The sequence below is a fragment of the Phenylobacterium sp. genome, from assembly GCF_036402295.1.
Lineage (GTDB): Bacteria > Pseudomonadota > Alphaproteobacteria > Caulobacterales > Caulobacteraceae > Phenylobacterium.
In genome coordinates this window covers 1-16,581 of record NZ_DASWTE010000420.1, presented here as the reverse complement: position 1 = coordinate 16,581, position 16,581 = coordinate 1, and the positions used below count along the sequence as shown (strand labels likewise).

The following is a 16,581-nucleotide window of genomic DNA, read 5'->3' as shown; positions in this document are numbered from 1 at the left end:
CGCAAGGGGAAGATCTTCATCGACTATATCCGCAACGCCCGCGGCGCGAGCGCGGTGGCCTCGTACTCCCTGCGCGCGCGGCCGAATTTCCCGGTGGCCACGCCGATCGCCTGGGAGGAGCTCAGGAAATTGTCGGGCGGCGACGCCTTCAACCGTCTTACAGTCGTGCGGCGCCTGGAGACGCTGGCCGCCGACCCGTGGGATGGACTAGTATCGAGTAGTTCAGAACTTACGGCTAAGATGCGTCGTGACGTTGGGATGAAGAGATAGGGGATCCTGCATGGCCGGTCGGGCAAGCTGGAAGGGTTATCTCAAGCTGTCGTTGGTTTCGTGCCCGGTGAAGCTCTTCCCGGCCACCTCGGCGAGCGCTGGCAAGATCAGTTTCAACCTGTTGCACAAGGACACGCTGAACCGCGTGCAGCAGAAGTACCATGATCCCGAGCTGGGCGAGATCGACCGCGCCGACCTGGTGAAGGGCTACCAGTTCGAGAAGGACAAGTACGTCGTCGTCACCGCCGAGGAGCTGGACGAGATTGAAATCGAGTCCTCCAAGACCATCGACATCGACGGGTTCGTCGACGCCAACGACATCGACCCGATCTACTACGACTCCACCTACTATCTGGCCCCCGACGGCCCGATCGCCGAGGAGACCTTCGCGGTGATCCTCGAGGCCATGCGCAAGGTGGGCAAGGTGGCGGTGGCGCGCATCGTGCTGTCGGGCCGCGAGCGGCTGGTGACGGTGCAGCCCATCGAGGACGGCTTCCGGCTGACCACGCTGCGCTCGGCCAAGGAGATCCGCGAGCCGGCCAGCGCGCTCGACCCGCTGAAGGTGAAGCTCGCCGACGACATGCTGGCCATGGCCGGCCAGATCATTGCGTCGAAGGCCACCAGCTTCGCGCCCGAGGCGTTCGAGGACCGCTACGAGGAGGCGCTGCTGGCCCTGGTCAAGTCGAAGATCGCCGGCGGCCAGCCGGTGATCACCAAGGCGCCCGAGCGCGGCAACGTCGTGAACCTGATGGATGCGCTCCGCCGCTCGATCGAGGAGGAGCGCCGCCCGCCGGCGCCCAGCCTCGGCAAGCCGGCGAAGAAGGGGGCGGAGAAGCCGGCCGCCGCCGAGGTGGCCGCCGCGGCGCCCAAGGCCGCTGCGAAGAAGAAGGCGCCCGCCGCCTCGTGATCCATGGACGTGCGTGACCGTGCGATCGCGCTCTACGGCCGGTTCTCGCACGGCGAGCGCGAGCGGCTGGGAGAGGCGATCGAGCGGGCCGGCGGCCTGGTCGCGCGCGACCTGACGCGCCGGTCCGACGTCTTCGTGGTGGGAGCGCTGGCGACGGCCCTGATCGATTCAGGAGCCTTGTCCGAACGCATCCAGGCGGCCCGGGCGCGCGGCGTGCCAGTGCTGGGCGAGCGCGCGTTCGCCGTGCTGTTGGGCGGCGAGGCCGCCGGCCCGGCGGCGACGCTGCCACTGACAACGGCGCTAGCCGATACGCCGCTCACCGCCGCCGACGCCGAGGTGCTGGCGGCCTTCGACCTCATCGGCCTCGATGGCGACCGGTGCCGGTTCGGCGACGCCCAGGCGATCCGGACGGCCGCCGACCTGATGGCCCACGGCCGCAGCCTGGCCGAGACGGTGCGCATCCTGGCCCGCGCCCGCGATCTGGCGCCCCGCGGCCGCTACCGCATCGTGCTGACGCCGGCGGGCGACGCGGCGCTGAAATGGGCCGATGGCCTGACCACGCTGGAAGGGCAGGGCCAACTGGCCTTCGATGAGGCCCATGCCACCGTCGAGGACCTGTTCGAGGCAGCCACGGTCGCGGAGGCCGAGGGCGACCTGGAGGCCGCCGCCCACCTCTACGATCTCTGCGCCCGCGCCGACCGCCGGGACGCCATCGCGCCCTACAACCACGGCAACATCCGGCTGGCCCAGGGCGCGTTCGACCAGGCGCGGCTGGCCTACCAGCGGGCGTTGGCGCGCGACCCGAAGTTCATCGAGGCGCGCTACAACCTGGCCCAGGCGCTGGACGCCGCGGGCCGGGCCGAGGCGGCGTCGGTGGAGCTGGTCCGCGTGCTGGACGCCGATCCCCGCCACTCGGACGCCGTGTTCAATCTGGCGCAGCTGCGCATGAAATCCGGCGCCATAGGCGAGGCCAAGACCCTGTACGAACGCTACCTGGCCCTGGACCCGCCCGAGGACTGGGCCCGCACGGCGCGGCGCGCGCTGCAGGTGTGCAGCGGGCTGGCCTGACGGATGTGTCGGGATTCCAGATACAGCGAAGCCCGGCGTTCACCTTTTGGGGGGATCGCGTCGGGCTTCCTGGTCCGTTCGTTTCACTCAGAATTTTGAGTGGCGTTTTGGATCGGGATCGTTGGTTTTCACCTTCAATCCAACATGACAACCGGATGACAGCCTCGGGAGTTCCGCGTGCTGCGGAAGTTAATCCGCGGGGCGGGGACCGGTCAGGCGTGGAGCTTCAGGAAGCTCGGGTGGCGGAAGGGATCGCCCGCCCGCATCTGGTCGTGGAAGCCCTTTACGCGGGGGCCTGCGCCACCCTCGCGCGGGTCGTAGACGGCGTCGGCGCCGAAGAAGCGCAGGGTGAGCGTGCGCCGCCGCGCGCCGGGATGGGTGGGCGCGCCGCCGTGCAGCATCCTGGGGTGGAAGACGACGAGGTCGCCGGGCTCGACCGCCCAGGAGACGATGTCCCAGTCGGCGCGCGTGGCCTCGATGTCGGGCAGCCGGGGCAGCGACGAGTTCGGGTGCGTGGGCGCGGTGTCGTCGTCGAGGTCGAAGCGCGATCCGTTGTAGAGCCGACCGCGGTGCGAGCCCTTCACGAACTCCAGCGAGTCTTCCTTGGCGCAGGGATCGAAAGTGATCCAGGCGACGGCCAGATGGTCGCCGGCCACGGCGAGGTAGGATGAGTCCTGGTGCCAGGGCGTGCGGCGGGCCTCGCCGCCCTCCTTCAGGAACACCTGCTCGTACATGAACCAGACCGCCGGATCGCCCCAGAGGTCGGCGCAGAGGGCCGGGATCGGCGAGGCCTCCAGCATGTCCCGGTATCCGGTCAGGCAGTCGGGGTTGTAGAGGTCCTGGTAGAAGGTGGCGTCGGTGGCCTGGCGGATGTTCGAGGCCAGCGGGCCGGGGTTGCCCAGGCTCCACTCGTAGGATGCCCGCGCCGCCGCCAGCGCCTCGGCGTCCAGCACGCCGGGGATGTGCACGACGCCGTCGCGGGCGTAGGTCTCGGCGAGGCTGCTCAAGGCTCCATCCGGAACAGCTTCAGCGCCGTCTTGCCGAGGATCATCTGCGCCTGCTCAAGCGGGACGGCGCGGAACACGGCCTCGATGGCGCCGCGGGTGTAGCCGAAGGTGCTCTCCTGGTGCGGATAGTCCGAAGACCACAGCGCCGTCTCGGGCCCGATCCGGTGCAGCATCTCCAGCCCCACCGGGTCGGTCATGAAGGTCGCGTAGCAGTGGGCGCGCCAGTACCAGCTCGGCGGATGCTTGAGCTTCGGGTTCACCGAGGTCGGGAAGCTGTTGTAGACCATGTCGGCGTCGTGGAGCATGCCGGGGATCCAGCTCAGGCCCGCCTCGACGAACACCACCTTCAGACCCGGGAAGCGGTCGAACACGCCGCCGAAGGTGAGCTGCGCCCAGTTCTGCCGGAAGCCCTGCATCTGGGTCAGCACCGAGACGCCGACGGCGCCCGGCTCGGCGGTGGGGATCGCCTCGCCGATGTGGAAGGCGAGCGCCAGGCCGGACTTCTCGATCGCGGCCCACAGCGGGTCCAGGCGCGGGTGGTTGTACTGGATGGTCCGGCCGTCGGCGTACTTGGCGGGCCTTATGGGGATCATCAGGCAGCTCGCGCCCAGCTCGACGCAGCGGGCGACGCTCTCCTCGGCGGCCTCGGGCTCCCAGTAGCTCGGCACCATCACCGGATAGAGCCGGTCGGGCGCCTGGGCGCAGGCCTCCGCGATCGCCTCGTTATAGGCGCCGAACACGTGCGGCTTGTTCTCGATCTCGCCGAACATCATCAGGCCGAACAGGCGCTGCGGGAAGATGAGCTCCTTCTCCACGCCCTCGATGTCGAGGTCGGCAAGCCGGGCCTGGACGTCGGTCAGGCCGGGATAGCACTCCAGCGCCTGGCACAGGTGCTGGGCGATGGGCTGGGGCGTCATCGACTTGCCGCCGATGGAGAGGTCCCAGCCGCCGTCCTTGAAGACCATGCGCGGCGCCTGGTCCTTCAGCTCGGGCGGGAAGCGGCCGATCCAGAGGTCGCCCTCCAGCATGTGGGAGTCGGCCGAGACGATGCGGGTGCCGGCCGGCCAGTCGCGGGTCTTCGCCTGCGGCTTGCGTTCCGCTGCGACCGGCTGGCCAACCTGCTCTTCGATCTCGAGGATGAAGCCTTCGGCCGTGGCGGCCTCCTGGAAAGGCGCTTGCTCGTGAGAGAGGCTAAGTCGCGGAAAAGGCGGCTGCAATCGTGACCGTGCGTCAACCTGGAGGCGGAAAATGAGCGTAGCCGATCCATCCCTCGCGGCCTGGCGCAGCCTGGTGGACCTCGATCGCCTGGCCGCCTGGATGGACGAGCGCCGGCTGGAGGTCGGCAAGCCGATCGAGGAAGCGGACCGGCCGCCCGGCGGCACCCAGAACATCCTGATCAGGTTCCGGCGCGGCGAGCGCTGGTTCATGCTGCGCCGCCCGCCGCTCTCGCCGCGGATGAACGGCAGCGAGACCATGCGGCGCGAGGCCCGCGTGCTGGGCGCCCTGGCCGGCAGCGACGTGCCGCACCCAGGCCTGATCGCCGCCGAGCCCGCCGAGGACGTGCTGGGCGCGGCCTTCTACCTGATGGAGCCCATCGAGGGGTTCAACCCGACCGTCGGCCTGCCGCCGCTGCATGCTGGGTCGGCCGAGGTGCGGCGGCAAATGGGCTTTGCGCTGGCGGACGGGATCGCCGCGCTCGGCCGGGTCGACCATGTGGCCGCCGGGCTCTCCGACCTGGGCCGCGCCGACGGCTTCCTCGAGCGCCAGGTCGGCCGCTGGAAGAAGCAGCTCGAAAGCTACAACGAGTACGAGGGCTGGGCCGGCCCCGGCGAGATCGAGGGGATCGACGAGGTGGGCGCCTGGCTGGCGGCGCGCACGCCGCAGAGCTTCAAGCCCGGGATCATCCATGGCGACTACCACCTGGCCAACGTCCTCTACCGGTTCGACGGTCCGCAACTGGCGGCCATCGTCGACTGGGAACTGACAACCATCGGAGACCCGCTGCTGGACCTGGGCTGGTTGATGGCCACCTGGCCCGAGAGCGATGCGATCGAAGCGGGGACCGTCTCCGTGAAGCCATGGGACGGCTTCCCCAAGATCGAGGAACTGGTGGAGCGCTACGCCAGCCAGACCGAGCGGGACCTGTCGCACATGCGCTGGTACGGCGTGCTGGCCTGCTACAAGCTGGGCATCATCCTGGAAGGCACCAACGCCCGCGCCGCCGCCGGCAAGGCCGAGAAGGCGACGGGCGACGCCCTGCACAACCAGACAGTGGGGCTGTTCCGCCGGGCGCTGCGCTGGATCGACTAGGCGCCTTCCGCTTGCTGCCGCCCCGACCGCCTGGGACTGTGGCCTCGTCGAGGGGATCACTCATGCGCCTGTTCAGCACGCTCGCGGTCCTGGCCGTTGGCCTCGCCACGCCGGTCCATGCCGCCGAGCCTCCAGGCTGGCCCGCCTTCCGCGCCATGTTCCAGGAGATGGTCGAGACCGACACCAGCTACGCGACGGGCGACTGCACCGTGGCCGTGAACAAGACCGCCGCGCGCATGAAGGCCGCAGGTTTCCCGGCCGAGCATCTGCACATCTTCGTGCCCGAGAACTCGCCCAAGTCGGGCAATCTGGTGGCGGTGTTGCCGGGTAAAGACCCCAAGGCCAGGGCGGTGCTGTTGCTCGGCCACATCGACGTGGTCAACGCGCATCGCGCGGACTGGACCCGCGACCCCTACGTCCTGGTCGAGGAGAACGGCGAGTTCTATGGGCGCGGCGTCTCGGACATGAAGGCCCAGGACGCCATCTTCGCCGACAGCATGGTGCGCTACCACGCCGAGGGCCTGAAGCCGCGGCGGACGATCAAGATGGCCCTGACCTGCGGCGAGGAGCCCAGCGGTTTCGTCAACGGCGCCTCGTGGCTCGCCCAGAACAAGCGCGAGCTGATCGATGCGGACTTCGCAATCACCGAGGGCGGCGGCGGCGACCTGGACGACCGGGGCCGCAAGTTGGCTGTCACCGTGATGGCCGCCGAGAAGGCTACGACCAATCTCACTTTCGAGGTCACCGGACCGGGCGGCCACTCGTCGAAGCCGCGCCCCGAGAACCCGATCGTCATCCTGGGCGAGGCCCTGGTGAAGCTTGGCGCCCTGCCGTTCCCGACCGAGTTCAACGCTTTCAGCCGCGCCTACTTCGAGGCCGTCGCGCCAAGGGTTGATGCCGAGACCGGGTCGGCCATGCGCAAGGTTCTGGCCGACCCGCAGGACCTCGCCGCCAACGCCCTCGTCGATCGTTCGATGAGCCGCAGGGCCATGCTTCGCACCACCTGCATCCCGACCCTGATCGAGGGCGGCCACGCGTCGAACGCTCAGCCGCAACGGGTGCGCGCGACCGTGAACTGCCGCCTGCTGCCCGGGCAATCGATAGCGGCGGTTCGGTCGGCGATCGTCGAGGCCATCGCCGACCCGCGCGTAACGGTCAGCGCGCCGCCTCCGCCCGCTGCGGCGCGGCCGCCCATTTCACCCCTCACGCCGCAGATCATGGATCCGATCCGGGCCGTGGCGGCCAAGGTATTCCCCGGCGTTCCGGTCACGCCGATGCAGGAGACCTTCGGCACCGACTCCACGCGGCTGATCGCGGCCGGCATTCCGACGTTCGGCTTCTCGGCCCTGTTCCGCGGCGACGACGCCGGCAACATCCACGGCCTGAATGAGCACATCTCGGTACAGTCCGTCTCGCAAGGGCGCGAGTTCCTCTACCGCCTGATCAAGGCGTACGCCGAGCAGAAGTAAACGGCGGCGCTCAGGCCGGCGGCTTCGTCGAGGCCGTGATCTGCGCCTTGCTCATGGAACTGACGACCGTGCCGTCGGCGCTCAGCGTCAGGGCCGAGGCCGGGAGGTTGACCGTGCGGCCATCGACCTTCGCCGAGACCGTCGTGGCGCCGTCCGGCGTCTTCGTGACCTTGGCGATCGTGCCGATCACCTGGCCCTGGGCGTCCTTGATGGTCGCGCCGGTCTTGTAGGCAGGCGCCGTCGTCGCGGTGGTGTCGCTCGCTGGCGGGATCGTCGCGCCGGGCGTCGTCGGGCTGGTCGGCGCCGTTGTGCTGGGCGGCGCCGGGGGGTTCGGCGGCGTGGCCGAGACCGGCGGGTTGACCGACGTGTCGCCCGGCGGGGCGGCTGGCGGCGTCTGGGCGTGGGCGAGGCCGGCGGCAAGGCTCAAGGCCGCTCCGGCGAGAAGGATACGCATCATGTGGCTACTCCCTGTTCCCGCACCTCTGTGGAACAGGAACCGACCCCGGGAAGCCAAGGTTCCGTCAGAGTCCCCCGATCACAGGCCCCCCGATCACAGGCCCAGGATCGCCTTGGCCATGATGTTGCGCTGGATCTCGTTCGAGCCGGCGTAGATCGAGCCCGCCCGGTCGTTGAGGTACTTGGCCGCCACCGTCCAGCTGTAGTCCGGCCCGATGCCCGCGGCGTCGTTCGGCGGGCGGTAGCCAGGGACCGGGCCGCCGGGGGAGACCGTGTGCGGCTGGTAGACCTGGGCGAAGAGGCCCGCGGCCGCGAGCGCGATCTCGGTCAGGCGCTGCGAAAGCTCGGTGCCCACGGTCTTCTGCAGCGAGGACTCCGCGCCGGGCGCGTCGCCCGCCGAGAGCCGTGACAACAGCTTCAGTTCCGTCGCCTCCAGCGCCTCGATCTGGATGGCGGCGTCTGCGGTCTGGCGGCGCAGCGCGGCGGCCTCGTCGGCCAGGTCGGGCCGCGCCGCCGTCTCGGCCTCGATCATCGCGGCGATCTTGCGCAGCCGCACGGTCAGCCCGGGCGCCTGCACGCCACCGCCACGCTCGAACTGCATCAGGTACTTGGCCACACTCCAGCCTTCGCCGACCCGGCCCACGACATTGGCCTTGGGGACACGCACGTCGGTGAAGAAGACGTGGTTCTGGATGTGCTCGCCCGAGAGCGAGATGATCGGCTGCACCTCGACGCCCGGCGTCCGCATGTCGATCAGCAGGAAGGTGATGCCCCGCTGCGGGATCGCCTCCTTGGAGGTGCGCACCAGGCAGAAGATCCAGTTCGCCACGGCCGCATGCGTCGTCCACAACTTGTGGCCGGTGCAGATGAAGTCGTCGCCGTCTTCCACGGCGCTCATCTGCAGCGACGCGAGGTCGGAGCCGGACCCGGGCTCGGAGTAGCCCTGGCACCAGAAGTCCTCGCCCTTCAGCATCCGGGGCAGGAAGTGGGCCTTCTGCTCGGCCGTGCCGTGGCCGATCAGCACCGGGCCGCACATGCCGAGGCCCATGGGCGACAGCGGCGGAGCGTGCGCCTTGGCGAGCTCGCTGGCGAAGATGTAGCGCTCGGTGACCGACCAGGCGCAGCCGCCGTACTCCTTCGGCCAGGCCGGGGCGACCCAGCCCTTGCGGAGGAGGATCGCCTGCCAGGCCAGGCTCACGTCGCGCTCGGCGTAGACGCTGGTGAGCGTCTTGCCCACGTGGCGCAGCTCGGGCATGAGCTCGGCGTCCAGGAACGCCCGCACCTCGTCACGGAACCGGCGGTCTTCGTCGCTCCAGCTCAGGTCCATGCGTCACCCGTTCAAACGATTGTTTGACGCTAGGCGATCCCAGTACCTGCCACAAGGCCGTGATGCGGCCCCTGAGACGGAACGGCCCGTCGGCGCCCGGGTTCTTGTTGTGACGGCCGGGTGGGCCGCGCCGCCCCATTTCTCAAGGATCTCCCGATGCGCGTGAGCGAATGCATGACCCGCGACGTGAAGATGGCCAACCCCCAGGAGTCGATCTGCGACGCGGCGAAGGTCATGGCCGACTGTGACGCCGGAATTCTGCCGGTGAGCGACAACGACCGGCTGGTCGGCATGATCACCGACCGCGACATCGCCATCCGCGGCGTGGCGGAAGGCAAGGGTCCGAGCGCCACGGTCGGCGACGTGATGAGCGCCGAGGTGAAGTACTGCTACGAGGACGACGATATCGACGACGTCCTGCGCAACATGGGCGACCTCCAGGTGCGGCGGCTGCCGGTGCTGAACCGCGAGAAGCGGCTGGTCGGCATCGTGTCGCTGAGCGACCTGGCGACCGGCAGCGCCAAGGCGCATGCCGGCGAGGCCTTGAGCGAGATCGCCCGGCCGGGCGGCGAGCACTCCCAGACCCGGCACTGACGGCCGGGGCCAGGAGCTATCGGCGGCTTAGCGCGGCGCCATGCGGATCGCGCCGTCGAGGCGGACGGTCTCGCCGTTGAGGTAGCCGTTGCGGCACATGGTGACGGCGAGGTCGGCGTACTCCTCGGCGTGGCCCAGGCGCTTGGGGAAGGTCACCGAGGCGGCGAGGCCGGCGTAGACCTGCGGGGCGCGGGTCTTGAGGCCGCCCAGCATCGGCGTGTCCATGATGCCCGGCAGGATGGTGTTGACGCGGATGGCGTCGTTCGACAGGTCGCGGGCGATGACGATCGTCATGCCCTTGATCGCCGCCTTGGCCGCGGAATAGGCGACCTGGCCGATCTGGCCTTCCTCCGCCGCCACCGAGCCGGTGTTGACGATGGCGCCGCGGTCGCCCGTCTCGTCGGGCTCGAGGTTGGCGATCATGCCGGCCGCGCTCTTCACCACGCAGCGGAAGGTCCCGACGGTGTTGAGCTCGAGCACGTATGAGAAGTCCGAGACCTTGAACGGCACGATCTCGCCGGTCTCCTTGTTCTTGCCGACGGTCTTGCCGCCGCGGCCGCCGCCGGCGCAATTCACCAGGATGCGCTCCTGGCCGTTGGCCGCGCGGGCCTTCTCGAAGCCGGCGTCCACCGAGGCCTCGTCCATCACGTTCACCTGGCAGAAGACCGCGCCCAGCTCCTTGGCCGCCGCCTCGCCGGTCTCGGCGTTGAAGTCGAAGATCGCCACCTTCACGCCCAGGTCGCGCAGGGCCTTCACCGTGGCCTTGCCGAGGCCGGACGCGCCGCCGGTCACGATCGCGGACACCGAGCTGTCGAGTTTCATGGCGTTCTCCAAGCTTGCCTTGCGGCGAGGCTTAGCACGGCCGACCGTTGACGCTGGGCGAGGGACGTTGCGCTCGGGAAGGCGACGACTTGAATCCGGAGGAACCCCGGACCGGAGGCGCTGTTCCCCACTTGAGGGTTCGAGATGAGCGACGACTCCCAACCCGGCGTCACCCGCCAGGACCTGCCTGACGAAATGCCACGCAGCACGACCTCGGACGATACGTTCCGGAACGCCACGCCGGCCGGGCAAAGGGTTCCGGCCGCGGTCTGGCTTCTGGTGGCCGTGCTGGTCGCGTTGGTGTTCGCCATTGCGGCGGCGTTGATGGGACCCCCGACGCCGGGCATCGGCCGATCGCCGGCGGACGTCGTCGTGCCGGCGGCCCCGCCCGTACGCGACCGCTAGGTCGGCGGCATGGCCCCTCGGGTCATGATTCTGAGCCGGCGCGTCATGGCGCGGAGGCCGCCGCGGCGCGACCGTGATCGCCGGAAGCGAACAACTCCGAGGGGATCATGCGTCGTCTGTTGTGCCTGGGTCTCGCCGTAGCCCTGATAGGAAGCGCCGCCCAGGGGCAGGCCTACAAGGCGCCGCGCACGAAGTTCGGCGCGCCCGACCTGCAGGGCCTCTGGACCAACACCTCGCTCACGTGGCTGCAGCGGGCGCCGATCTTCAAAGGCCTCGTCGCAACCGAGGCCGAGGAGAAGATGATGCTGGCCGGCTTCAAGCAGATGGCCGCCGGCCTGCTGGACACCCACGTGGACCCCAATGCGCCGGCGCCGCCGGTGGTGAAGGACGCCCCCCAGGCCGACATCATCGAGATGGACCTCCGGCTCGCGCGCATCGACGGCGAGCCCCGTTCGTCGTGGATCGTCGAGCCGGCGGACGGCAAGCTGCCGTTCACGGACGCCGGCAAGAAGGCGGCGAGGCAGGTGAGCAACTACGACGGTCCCGAGGGCCGGCCGCTCGAAGAGCGCTGCCTGATCGCCATCGGCTCGCCCGAGGGCCCACCGATGATGAACACGGGCTTCAACGGCCACTACCAGATCACCCAGACCAAGGACCATGTCGCGATCTACATCGAGATGAACCACGACGTGCGGGTCATCCGCCTGACCGACAAGGCCCGGCCGCCGGAACGCATCACGCCCTGGATGGGCGACAGCGTGGGCTGGTGGGAGGGCGACACCTTGGTCGTCGAGACCACCAACTTCCATCCCAAGACCTACGTCGGCTCGATGACGGGCGGCTTCATGTGGTCGGAGAAGGGCAGGCTCACCGAGCGGTTCACCCGCACGGGTCCGAACCAGATGCTCTACGAGTTCGCCGCCGAGGACCCGGTGATGTTCGCCAGGCCGTGGAAGGCCCAGATGCCGCTGCGCACCGCCAGGGGACCGATCTACGAGTACGCCTGCCACGAGGGGAACTACAGCCTGCCCAACGCCCTCTCGGGAGCCCGCGTCCAGGAGAACGAGGCCAAGGCCGCGCCGCCTCCGCCTGCCGCTCCGGCGCCGGCGAAACCGGCGGCGAAATAACGGCCTCGACTGGCGTCACGTCAGGGGTGTCACCTGCGGCCAAGAGCGCGAGACCGCGCGCCGCAGGAGCCGCCCATGAACCTCGATTTCTCGGACGACCAGAAGCAACTGCAGGACCAGGTCCGCCGCTACCTGACGGAGAAGTGTCCGACCACCGCCGTCCGCGCGATCCTGGAGGGGCCTGAGCCGTTCGACCGGGCGCTCTACAAGGGCCTGGGCGAGATGGGCGTGCTGGGCGCGGCGATCCCCGAGGAATACGGCGGCGTCGGCCTCTCGCACCTGGAACTGTGCCTGGTGGCCGAGGAACTGGGCCGCGCCATCGCGCCGGTGCCGGTTTCGTCGTCGATCTACTTGGCGGCCGAGTTCCTGCTGCAGGCGGGCTCCGAGGCGCAGAAGCAGGCGTGGCTGCCGAAGCTGGCCAGCGGCGAGGCGGTCGGGACCTTCGCGTTCGTCGAAGGCCAGGGCCGGATGAGCGCCGACAAGATCCACGCCTCGGTGAAGGACGGGAAGCTCTCGGGCGTGAAGGCGCCCGTCCCTGACGGCGACTGCGCCGACGTGGCCATCGTGGCGGCGCGCTCGGGGTCTGGCCGCGGCGAGAACGCGATCTCGTTGTTCGTGGTGGACCTGGGCGGGTCCGGCGTGAAGCGCGAGGCGCTGGAGACCATCGATCCGTCGCGCAGCTACGCGCGCATCGCCTTCGATGGCGCCCCGGCCGAGCCGCTGGGCGCCGAGGGCGACGGCTGGCGGATCGCCGAGCAGGTGATGGACCGCGCGGCCATCCTGATGGCCTTCGAGCAGGTGGGCGGCGCCGACCGGGCGCTGGAGATGGCCCGCGACTACGCCCTGGACCGCATGGCCTTCGGCCGGCCGATCGGCTCGTTCCAGGCGATCAAGCACCTGCTGGCCGACATGTACGTCTCGGCCACGCTCGCGCGCTCCAACTGCTACTACGGCGCCTGGGCGCTGGCCTCGAGCGCGGCCGAGCTGCCCATCGCGGCGGCGACGGCGCGGGTCTCGGCCACCCAAGCCTTCCAGCACTGCGCCAAGAACAACATCCAGACGCACGGCGGCATGGGCTTCACCTGGGCCTTCGACTGCCACCTGTACTACCGGCGCTCCAACGCGCTGGCGCTGAGCCTGGGGTCGCTGTCGACCTGGGAAGACCTGCTGATCGAGCGCATGCGCGGCGCCAACACGGCCGCGGCCTGAGGAGGAGTGAGATGGATTTCGACGACACTCCGCAGGAAGCCGCCTTCCGCTCAGAGGTCCGCGCCTGGCTCGCCGCCAACGCGCCCAAGCACCTGGAAGACCAGCTGAAGCGCGCCAGCTTCGCCTCGTCGGGCATCGAGAGCGAGGACCCGCTGCAGGCTTCGAAGGCCTGGCAGAAGAAGAAGGCCGAGGCCGGCTGGGCCTGCCTGCACTGGCCGAAGGAGTACGGCGGCCGCGCCGCGACGCCCATCGAGCGGGTGATCTTCGGCCAGGAGGAGGGCGTCTACGGTGCGCTCTCGGGCCCCTTCATCATCGGCCACGGGATGTGCGGCCCGACCGTGATGGCCTGGGCTTCGGAGGAGCATAAGCGCCGCCTGCTGCCGCCGCTCGCCAGCGGCGAGGAGATCTGGTGCCAGCTCTTCTCCGAACCGGCCGGCGGCTCCGATCTCGCGGGCCTGCGCACCAAGGCCGTGAAGGCCGACGATGGCTCCGGCGACTGGATCATCTCCGGATCGAAGGTGTGGACGAGCGGCGCCCAGCACTCGCAGTGGGGCCTCTTGATCACCCGGACCGACCCCGACGTGCCGAAGCACAAGGGGCTGACGATGTTCTTCCTGCGGATGGACTCGCCGGGCGTGGAGGTGCGGCCGATCAAGCAGGCGAACGGGCAGTCGGGGTTCAACGAGGTCTATTTCACCGACGTGCGCATCCCCGACGACCAGCGGTTGGGCGCGGTGGGGCAGGGCTGGGAGGTGTCGCTGACCACGCTGATGAACGAGCGGCTGTCGATCGGGTCGGGGATGTCGACCGGGTTCCCGGAGCTGTTCCAGTTCTGCATGGACGCCGAGATCGACGGGCGGCCGGCGGTGGACGACGCCTCGGTGCGCTCGAGGCTGGCGCAGTTCGCGGTGAAGCAGTCGGGGCTGAAGTACACCGGCATGCGGGCGATCACGGCGCTGTCGAAGGGCCAGACGCCGGGGCCGGAGAACTCCATCGGCAAGCTGGTGGCCGGCGCGACCATGCAGGAGCTGGCGATGTTCGCGCTGGACCTGCAGGGCCAGGCAGGCGTTGTCTGGGACGCCGACAGCCCCATGAACGCGCGCTTCCAGGCCATGCTGATGCGCTCGCCCGCGACCCGCATCGAGGGCGGCTCGGACGAGATCCTGCGCAACATCATCGGCGAGCGCGTGCTGGGCCTGCCCGGCGACATCCGCGTCGACAAGAACGTCCCCTTCAAGGACATCCCCACCAGCGGGAGGGCCAAGGCATGAGCTTCCCGCTTCCCAACGCCTCCACCGACCTCAGCGGCCAGGTGGCGCTGGTCACCGGCGCCTCGTCGGGGCTGGGCTACCGCTTCGCCAAGGTGCTGGCGAGCCAGGGCGCCAAGGTGGCCATCGCCGCGCGCCGGCTCGACAAGCTGGAGGAGCTGGCCGAGGAAATCCGCAGCAGCGGTGGCGTGGCGCTCCCCATCGAGATGGACGCCACCGACGCCGGCCAGTTGATCGGCGCGGTCGCCAAGGCGGAGGCCGAGCTGGGCGTCGTCACCATCCTGGTCAACAACGCCGGCATCCCCGACGCCCAGCGGGCGCACAAGATGTCGCTGGAGCTGATCGACCGGGTGCTCGACGTCAACGTCCGGGCCCCGTTCATCCTGTCGTGCGAGGTCGCGCGGCGGCTGATGGCGGCCGACAAGCCCGGGCGGATCGTCAACATCGCCTCGGCGGCGGCCTTCTCGTACACCGGTGGCGGCGCTGCGCTCTATTCGGTGAGCAAGGCGGCGGTGGCGCGGACGGCCGAGGTGCTGGCCGTGGAGTGGGCGCGCAACCACATCAACGTCAACGCCATCGCGCCGGGCGCATTCGCCTCCGAGATGATGGACGGGATGCTCAGCCGCGTGGGCGACATCACCCAGCGGTTCCCGCGCCAGCGGCTGGGGGACCCGGCGCAGCTCGACTCCACCCTCCTCTACCTCGTCGGCCCGGCGTCCGACGCCGTCACGGGCACGGTCATCCGCGTGGACGACGGGCAGGGCGGCCGCTAGAGGTAGGTCAATCAGAACAAACGGTACGTGGGAGTGAACGGATGGATCTGAAGCCGGGATCGCGCTGGAAGAGCGCGGTGTGCGACGTCGAGGTGGTGGTGGTGCGGCCGCCCAAGACCCCGGCCACCCTGGAGTGCGGCGGCTATCAGATGGTCCCCCACGGCGAGCCCAAGCCGGAAGGCAAGGAGATCGCCGCCGACTTCGCCGAGGGCAGCCAGGCGGGCAAGCGCTACGCCGACGAGGAGACCGGCATGGAGGTGCTGTGCACCAAGGCGGGCGCCGGAACGCTCACCATCGGCGGCCGGCCCATCGGCGCCAAGGAAGCCAAGAAGCTGCCCGCCTCGGACTGACTGGATGCACACCGCACTCCTGCTCGACATGGTCGCCGACGCGGCGCCTGACCGGCTGGCGCTGGGGCGGCGCGCGGACGGGCTGACGTTCGCCGAGGCGCGGCGGCGCGCCCACCACGGGGCGGCCTGGCTGGAGCAGCTGGGCGGGACCAACGTCGCCTTCGTCGGCCTGAACGGACCGGCCCTGCCGGTGGCGATCTTCGCGGCCGGTATGCTGGCCCGGCCCTTCGCGCCCTTGAACTACCGGCTGCCGGACGCCGACCTTTCCAAGCTGCTGGCCCGCACGGCCCCGTCCGTGGCGATCGTCGACGACGACATGGTCCCGCGGCTGGCGCCGGCCGAGGGGGTGACGATCGTCAGCCGCAGCGCCTTCGAGGCCGCCTGCAAGGTCCACGGCGACTGCGAGGCGCAGTTCCTGGACATGGACCACGACATCGCGGTGCTGCTGTTCACCAGCGGCACCACGGGCGAGCCCAAGGCCGCGATCCTGCGCCACCGCAACCTGACGTCCTACGTGATCTCCACGGTGGAATTCCTGGGCGCGGAGGAGGACGAAGCCGCGCTGGTCAGCGTGCCGCCCTACCACATCGCCGGGATCTCGGCCGTGCTGACCGGGACCTACTCCGGACGCCGCATCGTCCATCTGGACGCCTTCACGCCCGAGACGTGGGTGGAGACGGCAGCGGCCGAGGGGATCACCCACGCCATGGTGGTGCCCACCATGCTGGGCCGCATCCTCGACGTGCTGGAGAAGACCGGCGAGAGCCTGCCGGCGATGAAGGCGATCAGCTACGGCGGCGGGCGCATGCCGCTGCCGGTGATCGAACGCGCGCTGAACCTGCTGCCGCACGTGGACTTCGCCAACGCCTACGGCCTGACGGAGACCAGCTCCACGATCTCGATCCTGGGGCCCGACGATCACCGCATGGCGATCTACGCCGACGACGAGGCCGGCAAGCGACGGTTGGGCTCGGTGGGCAGGCCGCTGCCCAGCCTGGAGGTCGAGATCCGCGATCCCGACGGGAAGGTGCTGGGTCCGAACCAGTCGGGCGAGATCTATGTCCGCGGCGAGCAGGTCTCGGGCGAGTACACGTCGAAGAAGGTGATCGACGACGAGGGCTGGTTCGCCACCAACGACGGCGGCTTCCTGGACGAGGAGGGCTACCTCTTCGTCGAAGGCCGGCTCGACGACGTCATCGTGCGCGGCGGCGAGAACATG

17 protein-coding genes and 1 pseudogene are annotated in these 16,581 nt (G+C 69.7%); 13 read left to right on the top strand and 5 right to left on the bottom strand.

From position 1 onward, the window contains the following. From VGD44_RS24265 to VGD44_RS24255, 3 genes and pseudogenes are all read left to right on the top strand, one after another. Positions 1–270: pseudogene (locus tag VGD44_RS24265) on the top strand (hypothetical protein); the annotation flags it as partial. Between the two features lie 10 nt (positions 271–280). Beyond that, positions 281–1,177 (top strand): Ku protein, encoded by an 897-nt coding sequence (locus tag VGD44_RS24260; protein WP_331090953.1) that lies wholly within the window; start codon positions 281–283, stop codon positions 1,175–1,177. A gap of 9 nt (positions 1,178–1,186) precedes the next feature. Next, positions 1,187–2,245 carry a tetratricopeptide repeat protein gene (locus VGD44_RS24255; protein WP_331090952.1) on the top strand — a complete coding sequence of 353 codons (1,059 nt, stop codon included), beginning with the start codon at positions 1,187–1,189 and terminating at the stop codon, positions 2,243–2,245. A 212-nt stretch (positions 2,246–2,457) separates the two neighbouring features. On the opposite strand, the gene VGD44_RS24250 is transcribed toward VGD44_RS24255, so the two are convergent. Together VGD44_RS24250 and VGD44_RS24245 are read right to left on the bottom strand one after the other, a co-directional pair. Next, a complete protein-coding gene (locus VGD44_RS24250) occupies positions 2,458–3,252 on the bottom strand; it encodes a phytanoyl-CoA dioxygenase family protein (RefSeq protein WP_331090951.1) in 795 nt (264 codons plus the stop codon). After that, positions 3,249–4,469 (bottom strand): amidohydrolase family protein, encoded by a 1,221-nt coding sequence (locus tag VGD44_RS24245; RefSeq protein WP_331090950.1) that lies wholly within the window; start codon positions 4,467–4,469, stop codon positions 3,249–3,251. The genes VGD44_RS24250 and VGD44_RS24245 overlap by 4 nt, the downstream gene beginning before the upstream one ends. 31 nt (positions 4,470–4,500) lie before the next feature. Here VGD44_RS24245 and VGD44_RS24240 point away from each other — a divergent pair, with 31 nt between their 5' ends. Further along, positions 4,501–5,562 carry a phosphotransferase family protein gene (locus VGD44_RS24240; protein ID WP_331090949.1) on the top strand — a complete coding sequence of 354 codons (1,062 nt, stop codon included), beginning with the start codon at positions 4,501–4,503 and terminating at the stop codon, positions 5,560–5,562. Positions 5,563–5,624: 62 nt separating this feature from the next. Further along, positions 5,625–7,031: a M20/M25/M40 family metallo-hydrolase gene (locus VGD44_RS24235; RefSeq protein WP_331090948.1), complete on the top strand. Its 1,407-nt coding sequence runs from the start codon at positions 5,625–5,627 to the stop codon at positions 7,029–7,031. Between the two features lie 10 nt (positions 7,032–7,041). Here the strand turns inward: VGD44_RS24235 and VGD44_RS24230 are convergent, their stop codons facing one another. Together VGD44_RS24230 and VGD44_RS24225 are read right to left on the bottom strand one after the other, a co-directional pair. After that, positions 7,042–7,485 (bottom strand): hypothetical protein, encoded by a 444-nt coding sequence (locus VGD44_RS24230; protein ID WP_331090947.1) that lies wholly within the window; start codon positions 7,483–7,485, stop codon positions 7,042–7,044. Positions 7,486–7,581: 96 nt separating this feature from the next. Next, the gene (locus VGD44_RS24225; protein ID WP_331090946.1) at positions 7,582–8,814 is read right to left on the bottom strand and encodes an acyl-CoA dehydrogenase family protein; all 1,233 of its coding nucleotides are present in this window, start codon (positions 8,812–8,814) and stop codon (positions 7,582–7,584) included. 156 nt (positions 8,815–8,970) lie between these two features. Here VGD44_RS24225 and VGD44_RS24220 point away from each other — a divergent pair, with 156 nt between their 5' ends. Beyond that, entirely contained in the window at positions 8,971–9,408 is a 438-nt protein-coding gene (locus VGD44_RS24220) for a CBS domain-containing protein (protein WP_331090945.1), read from the top strand. A gap of 27 nt (positions 9,409–9,435) precedes the next feature. Here VGD44_RS24220 and VGD44_RS24215 read toward each other — a convergent pair whose 3' ends face one another. Beyond that, positions 9,436–10,230: an SDR family NAD(P)-dependent oxidoreductase gene (locus tag VGD44_RS24215; RefSeq protein WP_331090944.1), complete on the bottom strand. Its 795-nt coding sequence runs from the start codon at positions 10,228–10,230 to the stop codon at positions 9,436–9,438. A 144-nt stretch (positions 10,231–10,374) separates the two neighbouring features. Between VGD44_RS24215 and VGD44_RS24210 the strand changes: the two genes are divergently transcribed. The 7 genes from VGD44_RS24210 to VGD44_RS24180 all read left to right on the top strand — a co-directional run. Further along, positions 10,375–10,635 (top strand): hypothetical protein, encoded by a 261-nt coding sequence (locus tag VGD44_RS24210; RefSeq protein ID WP_331090943.1) that lies wholly within the window; start codon positions 10,375–10,377, stop codon positions 10,633–10,635. 107 nt (positions 10,636–10,742) lie between these two features. Beyond that, positions 10,743–11,762, top strand: coding sequence for a hypothetical protein (locus tag VGD44_RS24205; protein ID WP_331090942.1), 1,020 nt, complete (start codon positions 10,743–10,745; stop codon positions 11,760–11,762). A 75-nt stretch (positions 11,763–11,837) separates the two neighbouring features. After that, positions 11,838–12,971, top strand: a complete 1,134-nt coding sequence (locus VGD44_RS24200) for an acyl-CoA dehydrogenase family protein (protein ID WP_331090941.1) — start codon at positions 11,838–11,840, stop codon at positions 12,969–12,971. An 11-nt stretch (positions 12,972–12,982) separates the two neighbouring features. After that, positions 12,983–14,242: an acyl-CoA dehydrogenase gene (locus VGD44_RS24195; RefSeq protein WP_331090940.1), complete on the top strand. Its 1,260-nt coding sequence runs from the start codon at positions 12,983–12,985 to the stop codon at positions 14,240–14,242. Continuing rightward, positions 14,239–15,012, top strand: a complete 774-nt coding sequence (locus tag VGD44_RS24190; protein WP_331090939.1) for an SDR family NAD(P)-dependent oxidoreductase — start codon at positions 14,239–14,241, stop codon at positions 15,010–15,012. The genes VGD44_RS24195 and VGD44_RS24190 overlap by 4 nt, the downstream gene beginning before the upstream one ends. Positions 15,013–15,053: 41 nt before the next feature. Continuing rightward, positions 15,054–15,362 (top strand): hypothetical protein, encoded by a 309-nt coding sequence (locus VGD44_RS24185; protein WP_331090938.1) that lies wholly within the window; start codon positions 15,054–15,056, stop codon positions 15,360–15,362. A 4-nt stretch (positions 15,363–15,366) separates the two neighbouring features. After that, the coding region (locus tag VGD44_RS24180) for a class I adenylate-forming enzyme family protein (protein WP_331090937.1) at positions 15,367–16,581 on the top strand (1,215 nt) is incomplete at its 3' end.